The organism is Azospirillum brasilense (assembly GCF_008365405.1).
In the GTDB taxonomy this organism is placed as follows: Bacteria; Pseudomonadota; Alphaproteobacteria; order Azospirillales; family Azospirillaceae; genus Azospirillum; species Azospirillum brasilense_D.
In genome coordinates, this window is the sequence record NZ_QOKV01000001.1 from 44,632 (window position 1) to 59,831 (window position 15,200).

General features: G+C 62.1%; 11 protein-coding genes and 1 CRISPR repeat array. Of the genes, 9 read left to right on the plus strand and 2 right to left on the minus strand.

Annotated features, from left to right (window positions below):
• Positions 1 to 12 precede the first annotated feature (12 nt).
• On the plus strand, positions 13 to 960 hold the full coding sequence (locus tag DS837_RS00205; protein ID WP_149162931.1) for an MBL fold metallo-hydrolase: 948 nt from the start codon (positions 13 to 15) through the stop codon (positions 958 to 960).
• Positions 961 to 1,408: 448 nt separating this feature from the next.
• On the opposite strand, the gene DS837_RS00210 is transcribed toward DS837_RS00205, so the two are convergent.
• The gene (locus tag DS837_RS00210; protein ID WP_149162932.1) at positions 1,409 to 1,777 is read right to left on the minus strand and encodes a DUF427 domain-containing protein; all 369 of its coding nucleotides are present in this window, start codon (positions 1,775 to 1,777) and stop codon (positions 1,409 to 1,411) included.
• Between the two features lie 284 nt (positions 1,778 to 2,061).
• Between DS837_RS00210 and DS837_RS00215 the strand changes: the two genes are divergently transcribed.
• Complete coding sequence (locus DS837_RS00215) at positions 2,062 to 2,658, plus strand: 3'-5' exonuclease (protein ID WP_247889697.1); 597 nt, start codon at positions 2,062 to 2,064, stop codon at positions 2,656 to 2,658.
• 268 nt (positions 2,659 to 2,926) lie between these two features.
• Here DS837_RS00215 and DS837_RS00220 read toward each other — a convergent pair whose 3' ends face one another.
• Positions 2,927 to 3,889, minus strand: a complete 963-nt coding sequence (locus DS837_RS00220) for an AraC family transcriptional regulator (RefSeq protein WP_149162934.1) — start codon at positions 3,887 to 3,889, stop codon at positions 2,927 to 2,929.
• Positions 3,890 to 3,990: 101 nt separating this feature from the next.
• Here DS837_RS00220 and DS837_RS00225 point away from each other — a divergent pair, with 101 nt between their 5' ends.
• From DS837_RS00225 to DS837_RS00265, 7 genes are all read left to right on the plus strand, one after another.
• Positions 3,991 to 5,187: an MFS transporter gene (locus DS837_RS00225; protein WP_211102021.1), complete on the plus strand. Its 1,197-nt coding sequence runs from the start codon at positions 3,991 to 3,993 to the stop codon at positions 5,185 to 5,187.
• A gap of 468 nt (positions 5,188 to 5,655) precedes the next feature.
• Positions 5,656 to 6,375, plus strand: a complete 720-nt coding sequence (locus tag DS837_RS00230) for a DUF1194 domain-containing protein (protein WP_149162935.1) — start codon at positions 5,656 to 5,658, stop codon at positions 6,373 to 6,375.
• A 519-nt stretch (positions 6,376 to 6,894) separates the two neighbouring features.
• Entirely contained in the window at positions 6,895 to 7,695 is an 801-nt protein-coding gene (locus tag DS837_RS00240) for a class I SAM-dependent methyltransferase (protein WP_149162937.1), read from the plus strand.
• An 841-nt stretch (positions 7,696 to 8,536) separates the two neighbouring features.
• Positions 8,537 to 9,340 (plus strand): type I-C CRISPR-associated protein Cas5c, encoded by an 804-nt coding sequence (cas5c, locus tag DS837_RS00245; protein WP_425599228.1) that lies wholly within the window; start codon positions 8,537 to 8,539, stop codon positions 9,338 to 9,340.
• Positions 9,337 to 11,202 carry a type I-C CRISPR-associated protein Cas8c/Csd1 gene (cas8c, locus tag DS837_RS00250; RefSeq protein ID WP_149162938.1) on the plus strand — a complete coding sequence of 622 codons (1,866 nt, stop codon included), beginning with the start codon at positions 9,337 to 9,339 and terminating at the stop codon, positions 11,200 to 11,202. The genes cas5c and cas8c overlap by 4 nt, the downstream gene beginning before the upstream one ends.
• A gap of 5 nt (positions 11,203 to 11,207) precedes the next feature.
• Positions 11,208 to 12,206: a type I-C CRISPR-associated protein Cas7/Csd2 gene (gene cas7c / locus DS837_RS00255; protein ID WP_149162939.1), complete on the plus strand. Its 999-nt coding sequence runs from the start codon at positions 11,208 to 11,210 to the stop codon at positions 12,204 to 12,206.
• Positions 12,207 to 12,423: 217 nt separating this feature from the next.
• Positions 12,424 to 12,719: direct repeats of the CRISPR family, unit length 32 nt; unit sequence GTTGCTCCTTGCGCGGGAGCGTGGATCGAAAT.
• A gap of 212 nt (positions 12,720 to 12,931) precedes the next feature.
• Positions 12,932 to 15,136 (plus strand): DDE-type integrase/transposase/recombinase, encoded by a 2,205-nt coding sequence (locus DS837_RS00265; protein ID WP_149162940.1) that lies wholly within the window; start codon positions 12,932 to 12,934, stop codon positions 15,134 to 15,136.
• Positions 15,137 to 15,200 lie beyond the last annotated feature (64 nt).

The window sequence follows — 15,200 nt, forward strand, 5'->3', positions numbered from 1 at the left end:
GATTGGTTTGCCATGTGGAATCACAACGGCTTCGCGGCGGGCCTATTCGCCGTCTTGGTTGGCTTCGGCACAGCGGTCGAGGCCGGCACGCTGGGCATCTTCCAGTCCGATGCCAACGGCTTCGACACCCGCACCTATTATTACGACGACGGGAAAGAGGTGACCGTCTTCGACACGCAGTTCGTCCCGCCGTTGACCATGGCGATGGTCGCTAAGATCCGGTCGGAGACGGCATCCCCGATCACCCGTGTCGTCATTACCCACCCCAATCCCGACAAGTTCAACGGGCTTTCCGTGCTTCACGCGCTCGGGGCGGTCTCCATAGGCTCGAAGGCAACCGCCGATGCGCTGCCGATCGTCCACGACTACAAGAAGGCCTTCTGGGTCGGCACGATGGGCGCGTTCACCGAGGCGACCTACCCCAGGTTCGAACCGATCCAGAAGACCTTTTCGGACAAGATGACGATTCCCTTGGCGTCGGGCGAAACCATCACGCTGTTCGAGCTGAAGCATGCGGGGGTTGCGACGACTCAGACGGTCGCGCGGATCGACCGCACGGGGGATCTGATCGTCGGGGATCTCGTCCATCATCAGGCCCATGCCTGGCTGGAAGGCGGGCTGGTCCGAGGGAAGCCGTCGCCGGACCTCCCATCGTGGATCGCGGCGCTGGACGAACTCAAGGCGTTGGAGGGCACCTCCGTGCATGGGGGAAGGGGAGCCGACGCTCCCGTTGCCGAGGCCGTGAAGGAACAACAGGAGTACTTGCGGGCCATGGACCGGCTGGTCGGCGACTACATCGTCGAACTGGGTCCTCACAAAGAGGATCTGCGGGACCCGACCAAGGCGAAGGCCCACTACGAGGAACTGCAGAAGCGGGCCGTTGTTGCCTTTCCCACCTATGCCGCGCCATACATGATCGGTTTCAGCGTGTACGGCCTCGTGCAATCGAAGCTTAAATAGCGTCGAAACGAGGGGCGCCTTACCCTCATGCGAGTTGCGGGGGCAAGCCCACTGCCAGGGGGCTTGCCCAAGCCCGGTTGAACCTCCGACAGTGTGCTTCCCGGACCCGCAACTGCAGCGGGGCAGGGCTTCGAACCGGCAGCCTCAACGACTTTCGGTGTAGAAAAAGGGGAACCTGCCCCGAGAAGCCACTCCCTTGCCAACACGCATGTTCAGGGTCATCATCTTGCGTGCTGGGGCTGTGCGGGTAGAGGGGCTTGCCCCGTCCCGGTCGAAATCCCGACAGCGCTGTAACGGGGCACGCTGCGGCGACAGCCGTAGGTCTTCGGACCAGCAGCTTCACCCAGCCGTTCGCCGTGTGGTTAAAGAGGGCACCAAGTTCGAAGCCCCTGATGGTCCGCTTTGCGATGAGAGCAACACCGCATGCGGAGCCTTCCGCCGGCTGCCACTATGTGGCCGCGTGCTCTTCGATGAAATCGACGCGTTCTGGATAAAACGCCAAATGTTCGCGGATGGCGGCTACGGCGGGATAGGGAGTCTCGTAGGTCCAGACAGCGTCGATCGCGATGCGATCACCCACGCGCAGGCTGTAATAAGTGGCATCGCCCTTGTAAGGGCAATGCGTCGTGTGCGCCGTGCGCTCGAAAGCCGTCATGTCGGCATCCGCGCGGGGAATATATTGAACCGCGGGCAACTTCGCCTCCGTCAGCGTCAGGGCGCGTGCCGTTTCGGCGACGACCCGGCCGGCGAAGACGACACGGATCCGATTCGGGTTGGGGATGATCGTGATGGGATGCTCTGGGCCGGGAATTCTCACAGCGATACTCCTTGCTCGCCAGTCGTTGCGCCGGTCATGGCGCGGCCGTCATGCCATATACCAGCGACTTTTGATCCTGACCTATCAGGATCAAGAGCTTCGGCGGCATGGGCCGGCCGCTTGTGACCGTGGTGTCGCTGATCTGCGGCCGGCGCTTTCGCCATGCTACTCTAGGCGGTGTGACGGAGCGTTGCCCTTATTTCACATCCTTGCCCCAGGTGGCTCCACCGATGAAAGATTGGATCTCAATGAGCATGCAACCATGGGAAGGACGTGACCGGCTGGTGGCGATCGACATCGAGACGACCGGACGGCGCCTGCCGAGCCTCCAGGACATCCGTAAGGCGCCCAAGGGCCTGCGTCAGCCCGGCATCATCATCGAAATCGGGTGTCTTGAGATCATCCGTGAGGGCAATGGCTGGAGGAAAGCGCGCAGCTGGGAGTCGCGGGTCAACCCCGACGCCCCTCTCCATCCCGACGCCATCAAGGTGCACGGCATCAAGCCCGCCGACCTGAAGGCGGCGCCTCGCTTTCCCGAAGTGGCCGACGCGCTTCTCGCCTTTCTGGGCGAGGACCTTCTGGTGGCGCATGCCTATGAGAACGAGATGGACTTCCTGAACTACGAGTTCGCGCGCTGCGGACGCGCCGCATGGGGTGCCGACACGTTCTCGGCGGACCGGTTCATCTGTACCAAGGAGATGTCGCACGCGGTCTTCCCCGGTGCTTCCGGCTCGCTCGATGCGCTGTGTGATCGGCTGTGGCTCGACCGGAGTGATCGCTTCGCCCACCATGGCGCGCTGCTCGACGCAGACCTGACGGCTGATGCCTTCGTCAAAATGGCGTTGGGAGATACCGGCCCGCGCGATGCCGTGTATGAGTGAGGCACGGCGCCGGGCATCCGGATATCGTGCCGCGCGCCCTGACGGGCGGAAGGCGTCAAGGTCGCCTATCGGGGCAGCTTGCGCTGAACGGTGCTGGCTGCTCATGGCGCGGAGTCGACAGTCCGGCGCCTGGCAAACCGATCTCGCGCTGTCGGGCAAGGTGTCGCCGAACTTTACGCGCTGACAGTTGGTCAGGTCACCCGCGAGGACGGGCGGGACCGGCTTGTGAAAGGACCTGCCCCCCCACTTGGTCCTAATCGTGCCGGGGCTAAGATTCCGCACTGCGCGAGGCGCCGGGCGAATAGCCCATGATGCGCTTGAAGGCGCGGCTGAAGGCGGCCTGCGAGCCATAGCCGAGCCGATGCGCGGCGGTTTCGATCGGCAGACGCTCCCGGCCGATCCACTGGGCGGCAAGCCGCATCCGCAGCTCCGTCACGTAGCGAACCGGGGTCACGCCGGTCACCTCCAGGAAGCGCTCCGCGAAAACCGAACGCGAGGCGCCCATCTCCGCGGCCAGTTCCGCCACGGTCCAGTTGCGGCCGGGATCGCGATGCAGCGCGGTGATGACGCGGCCGAGCCGCGGGTCGCGCAAGGCGTCGATCCAGCCGCGCGCATCGCCGCAACCGCATTCGACCCAGCCCCGCACGATGGAGGCGGACACCACGTCGGCCAGCCGCGCCAGGATGCCGGCATAGCCGGCGCGCTCCGCCCGCGCCTCCCTCTCCATCGCTTCCAGCATCGGCAGGATTTCGGGGTAGCGGTCGAGCAGGGTGCCGACCTGCATCACCTCGGGCATCAGGCCGACCAGCGGCTGCATGGCGCCGAGGTCGAACTCCATGCAGCCGCTGAAGATCACCGCATCCTTCGTTCGGCAGCTTTCCGGCGGGCAGGATTCGAGCGCACCGACATTGCCGCACAGCGGCGCCGTCGCGAAGCTGGCGACGTCGCGGGCCGGCAGTTCCGGCGCCGACAGCAGTTCGTGCGCGCCGCCGCGCGGCAGCAGCACCGCATCGCCGGTGTCCAGCGTGAAGGTACCGCCGGCAAGCAGCCTCAGCACGACCGGCCCGCGGGCGATGAAATGGAATTGCGCCCGCCCCTCCACCGTCCCGAAACCGATGCCGAAGGGAGGGGCGACCTGCATGCGGCGGTACTGCACGCCGGTCAGCCGCATGCCGAGCAGAAGCTCGCTGACGAGGTCGGTGGCGGGAGGGAGACGGGATGAGTCGAGCATATCCGGACTATCGATCAAAAGATGCGGACGTTATGACATGGATCGTCCAGAGACTCCATTCTATCCTGCGTCGCAGCATAATCTTCCTGCGAGGACAGACCATGATGGAACCTGTGAGGCAGGCCGGCGCCGCGCCGGCGGAGCCCGCCTGGGGTGCCGTCTTCTCCCTGACGCTCGGCGTGTTCGGACTGGTGACGGCGGAGTTTCTGCCGGCCAGCCTGCTGACGCCGATGGCGGCCGACCTGCATGTGACCGAGGCGATGGCCGGCCAGGCCGTCACCGCGACCGCCGCGGTGGCGCTGGTCGCCAGCCTGCTGATCTCCGCCGCGACCCGCCGGATCGACCGACGCCATGTGCTGCTCGCCTTTTCGGCGCTGCTGCTGGTGTCCAACCTGGCGGTCGCCTTCGCCCCCGACCTGCTGTCGCTGCTGGTCGGGCGGGTGCTGCTGGGGGTGGCGCTCGGCGGCTTCTGGGCCATGTCGGCCGCGATCGCCATGCGGCTGGTGCCGGAGCCGATGATTCCGCGGGCCTTGTCGATGATCTTCAGCGGCGTGTCCGCCGCCACCGTCTTCGCGGCCCCGGTGGGAAGCTATCTGGGCGACCTGCTCGGCTGGCGCGCGGTGTTCCTGATGGCCGGAGGGCTGGGGCTGGTGGCCTTGGTGGCTCAGGTTCTGGCGCTGCCGCGCATGGCACCGAACGGCCACACCAGTCTTCGCACCCTGGGCGAGGTGATGGCGCGGCCGGGCGTCGGGCTCGGCATGGTGTCGATCATCCTGGTCTTCACCGGGCATTTCGCGCTGTTCACTTATGTCCGGCCGTTCCTGGAGACGGTGACCGGCGTCGGCGTCAGCGGCGTGTCCGGCATCCTGCTGGGCTTCGGCGTGGCGAACTTCGCCGGCACCTATCTCGGCGGCGCGCTGCTGGCGCGCAGCATGCGGCTGACCCTGACGGTCATGCCGCTGACCATGGGGCTGCTCGGGCTCGGGCTGGCCGCGCTGGGCGGGTCGCCGACCGTGGCCTCGGTGCTGATCGCGCTGTGGGGCGTCGCCTTCGGCGCCGTGCCGGTGGCCTGGTCCACCTGGATCACCCGCACCGTGCCGGACGAGGCGGAAAGCGCCGGCGGGCTCTTCGTCGCGGCGGTGCAACTCGCCATCGCCACCGGTGCGGCAGTGGGCGGCGCCATCTTCGGCGTCAGCGGCGCCGGGGGGGTCTTCGGCGTCAGCGGCATCGTGCTGCTGCTGGCCGCCCTGGTCGTGCTGGGAGGCATGCGCGCGCGGGCAGTCGCTGTCGCCTCCTGATCACCTCCGTCAGACGCCCGCGGATGGACCAGCCGCTGTCGCGCTCCGTTTCCAGGACGGTGGGCCCCCATGCCACCAGCACCGCATCGTACCCGGAAAACCGCCTCTCGCTCAGGTCAATACCCGCGACAGCAATCCTTCGTGATTGTCGACACAAGGAAGTTTAGACCCTCGGGCTCGGTTCAATGTTGCGGGTTAGGCGCCAAGCTCTCGGTGGTGGTTCCGTACTGCTGGGAGCGGGATTCCTTCCGCGGTCGGCGGGCCCGTTCGCTCCGCTTTATAGCAGCCAACCAACTTCAGCTCCTGGCGCAAAGCGGTCGTAAGCGACGGTCCGCATCGGGGCAAAAGCCGCTGGCGTTGGTGTGGTGAAAGGGGACGCTCGTTTGGACGATCGCGTAACGGCGATGGGTTGCTTCAGGCAGTCGCAGACGTTTCGGGCCGCTCCACATAACTGGGTGGAGGCCAGTCATGTCGGTGCCGACCGGAGTTGCTGCTGCAGTTGCCGCGACCATCCTCTCCTGGGGCAGCGCCCTTGCGGCCCAGCCCGCCGTCGATCTGGAACTCGTGCTCGCCGTTGACGGATCAGCAAGCATCGACCAAGCCATGTTTGAGTTCGAACTCGACGGACATGCGGCCGCATTCCGAGATCGGACCGTGGTGGAGTTGATCCGTGGTGGCTATCGCGGACGAATTGCGGTGACCCTGGTGCTATGGTCGGATCCCACGGCCCTGAAGGTGCTCGTCCCATGGACGGTGATCGCTGACGCCAGCAGCGGCGAAGCGTTCGCGGCGGCGATCGACGCCGTGCCGCGGCGTGACCGTGCCGGCAGCACCGGCATCGGTGCGGCGCTGTTGAACTGCGCGACGCTCTTTCCCAACGTCATGCCGGCGCCCCGCCGTGTCATCGACGTTGTCAGCAACGGCTACAACAACGTTGGCACGCTCCCAGAGGTCGCGCGCGACCGCGTCGTTGCTGAGGGCGTCACCATTAACGGCCTGGTCATCCTCGACGAGGTTCCCTGGCTCGGGGCGTATTTCGCACAACGGGTCATTGGCGGCTCCGGCGCCTTTGTCCACAGCGTCGCTGACCGATCAAGCTTTGTTCATGCCATCACCGCCAAACTCAAGCGGGAGATCGCCAACGCAGCCGAGCAGGAGAGCAGTGCGATTCAGAAGCTTCCCGATTAGGGCAGGCGTTCCAACTCTTTCTCGCGCTGGGTTCGCTCGTCCTCACGCGGTTCCACGGCGGGCTTCCGGGCATCCTCCTCGGTCGGTGCCGGTGTCGTACTCCGATTCACCGGCTCCGTCTTCTGCTGCCGATGAGACCAGAAGCTCCAACGATCACTGCTGTGGCACATGCTTGCCTCCAATGTCTGGAGCTGAAACAACAGTCGGATGCGAACATCAGCGTGGGCCGTGCGCGCCCATCATTTGGACACCTACGGAAGTAAGGCCGAACAGAACCGGGCCCGACGCGGCAAGAGGGAACGTGCGCCTTTTCTGTGGCTGGTCGGTTCTTGGCCCGGACACTGTTGGCGAATTGGTCCGCATCAAGAGCGGAAGCGCGTCAGAGGCTGTTGAGGAGAAGGCCTCTGACAGGTAAAGAAAAGGCTCTTGTCGCGGTCTCCCGCCTATCCGCCTGTTCCAGTGATCGCGAAGCCGGGAAGGAGTACGATCAGGCTCCTAAAGGCCAAGGGAGCCCCGGCAATGACGGAAGCCGCGGCCGTTCGCTGGCAGAGCGGTGACCTCTATGAACCCTACGTGGGACGCTGGAGCCGTCCGGTGGCCCACGCGTTGCTCGCTTGGTTGAACGCCCCGACCGACCTCGATTGGCTCGACGTGGGCTGCGGCACCGGAATGGTGGCGGAGGCCATTGCCGAGCGATGCGCCCCCAAGCGTTTGGTCGGGATTGACCCGTCAGCCGGCTTTCTCGACTTTGCACGTCGGCGCTTGAAGGCCTCAGGCGCCGAGCTGCTTCAAGCCAATGCCCTCGGCCTGCCGTTCCCCTCCGCCCAGTTCGATCGTGTGGTGTCCGGCCTCGTCCTCAACTTCCTGCCCGATCATCCGCTCGCGGCTTCCGAGATGGCGCGGGTCGTTCGACCGGGCGGCGAGGTGGCGCTCTATGTCTGGGATTACGCGGGCAAGATGGAGTTGATGCGCCGCTTTTGGGATGCGGCGATCGCACTGGACACGCAGGCCCTCGGGTTCGACGAGGGGCGTCGTTTCCCGATATGCCAGCCGGAGGCAATGCGCCGGCTGTTCGAGGGCGCCGGCCTTTCGCAGGTGAAGACCTTCGCGATCGACGTTCCCACCAAGTTCCGCGACTTCGACGACTACTGGGCTCCGTTTCTTGGGGGACAAGCGCCGGCGCCGGCCTACTGCATGTCGTTGGACGAGGACAGCCGAGCCGCGTTGCGTGAGCGCCTGCGGGCGTCCTTACCGGCACAGGCAGACGGCAGCATCCATCTTGTCGCGCGGGCCTGGGCCGTGAGGGGCCGCAAGGACTGACAAAAAAGGGCATGCGTCCGGCCAAAGCCGGTGGTCAGCCGGACAAAATGCGGTTTGAGCCAATGTGGTGAAAGGGGACACCAAGTCCAAAGCCCCTGATGGTCCGCTTTGCGCGGATAGTGTTGAAAAACTCCCTGACGAGTACTTCGCAGCCGTTTTGACGCAATAATGATCCACTCTGCCGGACTTCAGAGCGATATCGCTGCGTGGCGCCCCTATAGAGCGACGGAAAATTTCTCGCTCCGGCAGGCTCGAGAGTTTTTCAACACTATCCGCCAGAATACTGTCGGCGAAATCGGCGGGTGGGGTCGAAGTCTCTCAGAACCCGGCCAAGGGACCCAGCCCGCGGCGGGTTTTCCCACCCATGAGGGACCTCCGGATTGCCGCTCCGAAATTCGCCAACAGTATCTGGGTCAACCGATGGTGAGCATCGGGATACCATCCGCCGCCCCACGCTCCGTCGCGTTCGACTCAAAGACGTTGGGGCTCGAGGCGCAGACCGAGGGCCACGAAGGCGGCACGCTTGTTACCGTCAAGGATGAGCAACACTCAGCAGTGCACATTCCTCGCCAGCGACTTGGAGGAGCAGAGCGAGTCGATAATCTCGGAGCCGTGGCGCAGCGCCGGCACAAAATGTTTGCGGGCTTTCTCCTGCCGGCGTGCCAATGAGTAATCATAACCTTGATCTTTGGACCTCCGAGTTGCTCCCATTGGGATTAGGTGAGTTTATAATGTATTGAGTAGAAATGAGGCTTAATTTGGATATTGCGCCGATTTGGGTGCATCATTTCTTTAGCAAACAGGGCGGTAACAAGTCATTTGAACAATGTGAGCGGGCTAAATGTTTTCCGCTAATTGTGAGCTTTTAAAGATCGGGTGGATTATGTGCCTTGAGGTGATTTCTTATGAACGCTTTACAGAACAACAGTTTTCCGGCTTTCTTTTCTGTGCGTTCATGGTTGGAGGTTTTTCCATGTCGTACGGAATAAAATTACGGGTGTCAGGCCCAAGAGCCTGCTTCACTCGTCCTGAAACCAAAGTTGAACGAGTATCGTATGACGTGATCACACCGTCCGCTGCACGCGGTATTCTCGAAGCGATTCACTGGAAACCGGCAATTGTTTGGACAATTGACCGTATTCACGTGCTGAAACCCATCCGCTTCCAATCGCTTCGCCGCAACGAGGTCGGCCACAAGGTGCCCGTCGCCACCGTCCGTCATGCAATGCGCGGCAATGACATCGCAGAGTTGCGTCAAATCGCCGATCATGACCGGCAGCAACGTGCCGCCGTCATTCTCGTCGATGTCGATTACATAATCGAGGCGCACGTCTCTCTGACCGAAGAGGCTGGCGAAAACGACACCATTGCCACTCATCTGAAGATATTCAACCGCCGTGCACAGCGTGGTCAGTGCTTTCACCAGCCCTGCCTCGGAACCCGCGAGTTCCCCGCCGAGTTCGAACTCTGGGAAGGTCCAGTGCCCGTGCACGCCCTGCCGGGCGAGCAGCGCAATTTGGACCTCGGCCCGATGCTGCTGGACATCGATCACAGCAACGGCCGCTCTTCGCTAATATTCCATGCCGTTCTGCGCGAAGGCGTTCTGGCGGTGCCGCCGCGCTCGTTGCCGGAGGTGCGGGCATGACGATCCTGTCGGCGCTCAACACCCATTACGGACGCCTTGAACGCTGCGGTGGGGTCGCCCCCTTCGGCTTTTCGACGGAGAGCATCGCCTTCGCCCTCGTGCTCTCTCCGGACGGAGGGCTGAATTCCTGCCGCGATCTACGTGACCACACCGGACGCCAGCCGGTCGGCCGTCCGGTGACCGTGCCGCGGACGTCCAAACGGTCAGGCACGACTCCGCGGGCTTTCTTTCTCTGGGACAACAGCAAGTTTGTGCTGGGGCTTGGCAATGGAACGGGTCAGCCCGGGATCACAACCTACTCCGCCCATGCCGCCGCTTTTCGCGAGACGCATGAACGGCTGCTGGATGATGCGACCGATCCCGGTCTGCTGGCCGTGCTTCGCTTTCTGCGCACCTGGACACCGAGTCGGTTCGGACGGCACCGGCTTGCGTCGGCTCTCCTGGACCGAAACCTCGTCTTTCAGCTCGACGGAGACGTGGACGCTGACGGTCAAGCCCGGTTCGTGCACGATCGTCCGGCGGCTCGCGCCGTGTGGGAACGGCAGGTAACCATAAGCGGTGGGCCATCGGCGGTGTGTCTTGTCACCGGGCGCATCGCGCCAGTGGCGCGCCTGCACCCCGTGATTAAGGGCGTTGCGGGAGCACGGCTGTCCGGGGGCTCGCTGGTCTCGTTCAACCGCAACGCCTTTGCCTCGTATGGCAAGAAGCAGGGCGACAACGCCCCCGTTTCGGAGGCTACCGCGTCGAATTATGGCGCTGCTCTGAACGCGCTGCTGGCGCGCAACAGCGGCACCAAGATGCGGTTCGGAGACACCACGGCCGTATTCTGGGCCAGTGCTTCCGCGGGCGGCGAAACGTCTGCCCGCAATGCTGAGGCGGTAGTTGCCTATGCGCTGGGAGTTTCGCGGGCCTCCTCGGCTTATGCCGCAGCGTTTAAGAGCGGCTGGGGAGGAGGGGGTACGTTTCCCGAATTGATCGATATCCGCCGTACGCTGGAGCGGATCGACGTTGCGCTCGACCCCGGCACCCGGATCCACATTCTGGGCCTTTCACCGAATGGCCCCCGTCTGTCGGTGCGCCTGTGGCACGAGACAACATTGGACTTGCTGCTCGCCCGCTTGGCGGAGCATTGGGAGGATCTGAGGATTGAGCCGCGCGCTTGGCATCGGCCTCCCTCTCCCTTGGCTCTGCTTCAGCCCGTGGCCCGTCGGGGCGATCCTGAAACCGTCCCGCCGGTGCTGGGTGGCGAAGTGATGCGCGCGATTCTCACCGGCGGCCGCTATCCGCGCGTCCTGCTGACCGCGGCGCTTCAGCGCCTGCGCGCGGGTGATCCGGTCACCGGTCCGCGCGCCGCTCTCATCCGAGCCGTGCTCCAGCGCGATGTCCGCCACCGCGGACGCGGGAAGCAGGCTGGCCCCTCGTTCACCACAGGAATGGAGGTTCCGGTGAGCCTCGACCGCCAGGAAGCAGACCCCGCCTACCGGTTGGGGCGGCTGTTCGCTCTTTTGGAAAATGTTCAACGCGCCGCGCTCGGACGTGTGAACGCCAGCATCCGCGACCGCTATTTCGGAGCCGCCTCGGCAACGCCGGCCAGCGTCTTCCCGCTGCTGCTGCGCAACACCTCCCACCATTTGGCCGTGCTGCGCCGAAAGAGCGGCACAGGGGGGCTGGCTGTTTGGTTCGAACGCGAAATGAACGAGGTTATGGACGGCTTGGACATGACCTTGCCGTGCCATCTGCACCCGGAAAGCCAGGGCCGTTTTGTCGTTGGCTACTATCACCAGCGCTGCGCGCGAAAGCCCGCGCCGGATGCCGCTGAAGCGGAGACCGCTGCACCCGATCTGCCCACGGACGAAGGGTGAAACCCATGCCTCCCATCACTAACCGCTACGAGTTTGTCTTTCTGTTCGATGTGACGAATGGCAATCCCAACGGGGATCCGGACGCCGGCAACCTGCCGCGTCAAGACCCGGAAACCAATCAAGGGCTCGTCACCGACGTCTGCCTCAAACGCAAAGTCCGCAACTATGTCAATCTCGTTCATGACGGCGACCCGCGTTTTGGCATTTACGTGCAGGACGGTGCCATTCTCAACCAGAAGCACCGCACGGCCTACAAAGCGGTGCGTCCCGGCAACAACGCGGTGACCACGGTATCCAAATTGTCCCCCAAGGATGAAGACGAGGAAGCCGCAATCCGTCGTTTCATGTGCGACAACTTTTTCGATGTGCGGACGTTCGGCGCGGTGATGAGCACCGGTGTCAACTGCGGTCAGGTCCGTGGGCCTGTGCAGCTGTCCTTTGCCCAATCGCTGGAGCCGATCCTGCCTCTGGAGATCACGTTGACGCGCATGGCCGCCACGACGGAAAAGGAGGCGAAGGATACTGCGGCGGGCGAAGGCACGGCGGATGGAGACGATCGTCGCGAAAACCGGACCATGGGGCGGAAGCACATCGTCCCATACGCCTTGTATCGCGTCCATGGCTACATTTCGGCCAAACTGGCCGAGCGAACCGCTCCGGGAAACAAGCCACGGAAAGCCGAAGGGAGTGGGTTTGACGACGATGATTTGGAGGTGCTGTGGACGGCGCTCGAACACATGTTCGACCATGACCGCTCCGCAAGTCGCGGCGAAATGGCCAGCCGTCGATTGGTTTTGTTCCGCCACGACAGCGCACTCGGCAATGCGCCGGCCTCGGCATTGTTCCGGCGCGTCACCGTCAAACGTTATTTTGAAGGAGCTTCCTATGACCTGACGAGCGCTGACTTGCGCCGGCTGGCACCAGCCCGTCGTTTTGAGGACTATGCAATCAGCGTGGACCATACGGCCCTGCCGGCCGGAATTACGATCATCGAAAAGTTCTGATTGGGCTGTCTGGCGATGCAGAGTTGTCGCCGTGTACAACTGCGCGAACCCGAAGCGCTCACGCAAGGTGGATGGGTTTGTGGGTAGGTATATGCGTTGTTTGTCAATGGATTATCCTTGTGGGTTGCGGACGATTCCAAAATCTTCGTGTCGGTCGCAAGCGGTTCGCGTAAGTGACGGTATTTTGTCTTACCTACCAGCCCCTTAAGAGAAGACAGTTGCTCCTTGCGCGGGAGCGTGGATCGAAATGTCTACACGCTGGTCGGCTTCGACAAGAACGAGACGTTGCTCCTTGCGCGGGAGCGTGGATCGAAATTGACCCAGTACAAGGACCGGTCCATCGGCCAACCGTTGCTCCTTGCGTGGGAGCGTGGATCGAAATATGCACGCCTGGATGGTCGCGGCGATGTCGTCGGTTGTTCCTTACCCGGGAGCGTGGATCGAAATTGATGCAGCACATCCGGAAAGCGGCACATGAGATGTTGCTCCTTACACGGGAGCGTGGATCGAAACACGGGATGCAGCAGCATATGGCTGATGAACTTGTCGTCAGGGCTTCGCAGGAGCGTGGATCGAAACAGCTCTTCAAGTCGGTCAATCCAATCACCGGCGTATTGCCCAAATGGAGATATCATAGAAACAAGCGCTCTAAGTTTATGCGCATCAATGGCAAAAATTAAAAGGTGCGGGGTCGCGTTGGTTAACTCGTGTACTGGGGGAAACTCATGGCCGCCATACCGCTCAAGTTCCAGTCTGGGGATGCGCTTGCATTCCGCAACGCCACAGGCGCTACAGAGCTATGGGGTGTCGTAGAGCGCAAGCGCGGTGGCTACTTGCTCAGGTCCTTCAATGGTTCTGACCAGAGGACCTGGAGCGATGACGAGATCGATAGTGCTTACGGAGCGCGCCGGCTTATCCATTACCCATGCAACGTTCAAGGGTTGCCGAAAAGCATAGCAGATGTTCTCGAGAAAACTTGGGAATACTGGCCCGAAGAGGTAAGGCGACATGCGGAGCGGCGAGCCGTCTATGTGGCCAAGGTTGACGCCCTTATCGACGCATATCCGGTCAGAATGGAAGCCTACGCCGCAGCTGCTGAAGCCGTTTACACCGCTCATTGTGAGGAGTGGAAGGCGGAAGATACTGAACTGGCGATTAGGCGTGCTGCCGAGGATGCGGTCCTAAGACGCAGAAGAAAGCCGCAGCATTCCGATGCTCAACCCGTCAGCACGTCGCCTGTCCGGAAGCCAAGCCCTTACACCATCCGGTCGTGGTACATTCCTTGGAGTCAATACGGGCGCGACATACGCCTGCTGATCCCGCATTGTCATCTGCGGGGCAACCGCCAAGCACGTTACTGTCGTCGATGGGATGACGCACCGGACACCTATAAGGTTATGGCTGCTGCGGTCGAAGATTGCTACATGCGCATGCCGCGCAAGCGGAGAAATTACGCATATAGCAAATACAAGGAGCTTTGTGAGGACAGAAAACTTCCATATGTTAGTTTTCGCTCTTTTCGTCTATTTATCGACAGGAACTATACGGAACGGGCTGAGTTTGAGAGGCGCTATGGTCGGCGCGCCGCCTATTTGAAGTACGGCGTTTTCGAGCGCACAACACCGCCAGAGCGACCACTCGAAGAGGTCGAAGTTGACCATTGTTTGATCGATCTCATTGTTGTTCATCCACTCACTGGGCGGCCTCTTGGGCGGCCATGGCTCACGGTCATTCTTGATCGTGCGACACGCGTCATCCTTGGAGCCCATTTGAGCTTTGAGGTGCCATCCTACGCGTCCCTACAGCGGGCGTTGGCGCATGCGTTTTGGAAAAAGGATCTTTCTGGAATCAATGGTCTCGAGCACGACTGGCCCTGCCATGGCATTCCCGAGTGGGTCTTCTGCGACAAAGGCAAGGAACTTCGATCGAAAAGCCTGCGCCTGACGGAAACCATGCTGAATTTCGCCGTTGTCAACTTGCCCAGGAAGACGCCCTGGCTGAAAGGGGCAATTGAGCGGCTGTTTGGCACCATCGGCGTTCAGGTGTTCAGCCATGAAGAAGGTGCGATCCTCTCACGGACAATGGACTTTTATGATCCTATTGCTCGTGCTCGGCTAACTTTGGCCGAAGTCAGCCAAAAAATACTAAAATGGATTGTTGATGAATATCACGAGACCGTCCATCCCACGATCAAATGTCGCCCTATAGAAAAGTGGCGGCATCTTACGGAACTCTATCCGGTTCGTCCAGTTCCCGACTTCGATCACATCATCCGCATGACCGGAGAAGCCATCGAACAATCGATATCGAACGTTGGCGTTCATTACAAGGGCCTACTCTACTCCGATCGGAAAGTGCTCGAGGAACTCAGAGCGCGTCGGGGAGGTCTCAAAAAAAAGTGGATCATCCGCGTTGATCCTTATGATTATGGAGAGGTCTGGATCTTGGACGACCATGTCGGCCGGTGGTACGTGCTGCCCTGTACGGACCAAACTATTTCGCGGAATGTTTCCAGGTACCAGCACGAAGTCCATAAGCTGATTGCAAAACACAATCTCCCGCCGGGAACGCCGATCACCGTCAAGCATCTTGAAAAGGCAAAGGCTCTGGCAGAGGAAACCGTGCAGGTTCTTTTCGAAAATGGTGCAGCAACGGCCACCGCCGCCAAGGCCGCCCGTTACGCGGCGAATGGTCAGCCATTCACCCCTCTGCTCAATGGCGCAATAACGGCAGACCCGCAACTGCCGCCACAGGACACTGACTCGTCTCCGCCGTCGGCACCCGACCTGAAAACAGCGGCTCTGGCCGACGCGTTGCCGCCTGCTGACGGCACATCCACGCCGGCATCGTCTCCCGGACGTCCGGAAAGGCAAAACTTCGACGACGACATCGAAAGGATGGTTGAGCAATGGGCGAACGAGATGAAGTGAGCGTGGGCGCCAATGGTCAACCAGCCGGCGCCATGGCGCACTTGGCGGATCCCATCCTCGATTT

Excerpts from the sequence above, each read along its gene's own strand:
- DS837_RS00205 (WP_149162931.1), top strand. The coding sequence starts at position 13 with ATGTGGAATCACAACGGCTTCGCGGCGGGCCTATTCGCCGTCTTGGTT.
- DS837_RS00220 (WP_149162934.1), bottom strand. The coding sequence starts at position 3,889 with ATGCTCGACTCATCCCGTCTCCCTCCCGCCACCGACCTCGTCAGCGAG.
- DS837_RS00225 (WP_211102021.1), top strand. The coding sequence starts at position 3,991 with ATGATGGAACCTGTGAGGCAGGCCGGCGCCGCGCCGGCGGAGCCCGCC.
- DS837_RS00230 (WP_149162935.1), top strand. The coding sequence starts at position 5,656 with ATGTCGGTGCCGACCGGAGTTGCTGCTGCAGTTGCCGCGACCATCCTC.
- DS837_RS00240 (WP_149162937.1), top strand. The coding sequence starts at position 6,895 with ATGACGGAAGCCGCGGCCGTTCGCTGGCAGAGCGGTGACCTCTATGAA.
- cas5c (WP_425599228.1), top strand. The coding sequence starts at position 8,537 with ATGTTTTCCGCTAATTGTGAGCTTTTAAAGATCGGGTGGATTATGTGC.
- cas8c (WP_149162938.1), top strand. The coding sequence starts at position 9,337 with ATGACGATCCTGTCGGCGCTCAACACCCATTACGGACGCCTTGAACGC.
- cas7c (WP_149162939.1), top strand. The coding sequence starts at position 11,208 with ATGCCTCCCATCACTAACCGCTACGAGTTTGTCTTTCTGTTCGATGTG.
- DS837_RS00265 (WP_149162940.1), top strand. The coding sequence starts at position 12,932 with ATGGCCGCCATACCGCTCAAGTTCCAGTCTGGGGATGCGCTTGCATTC.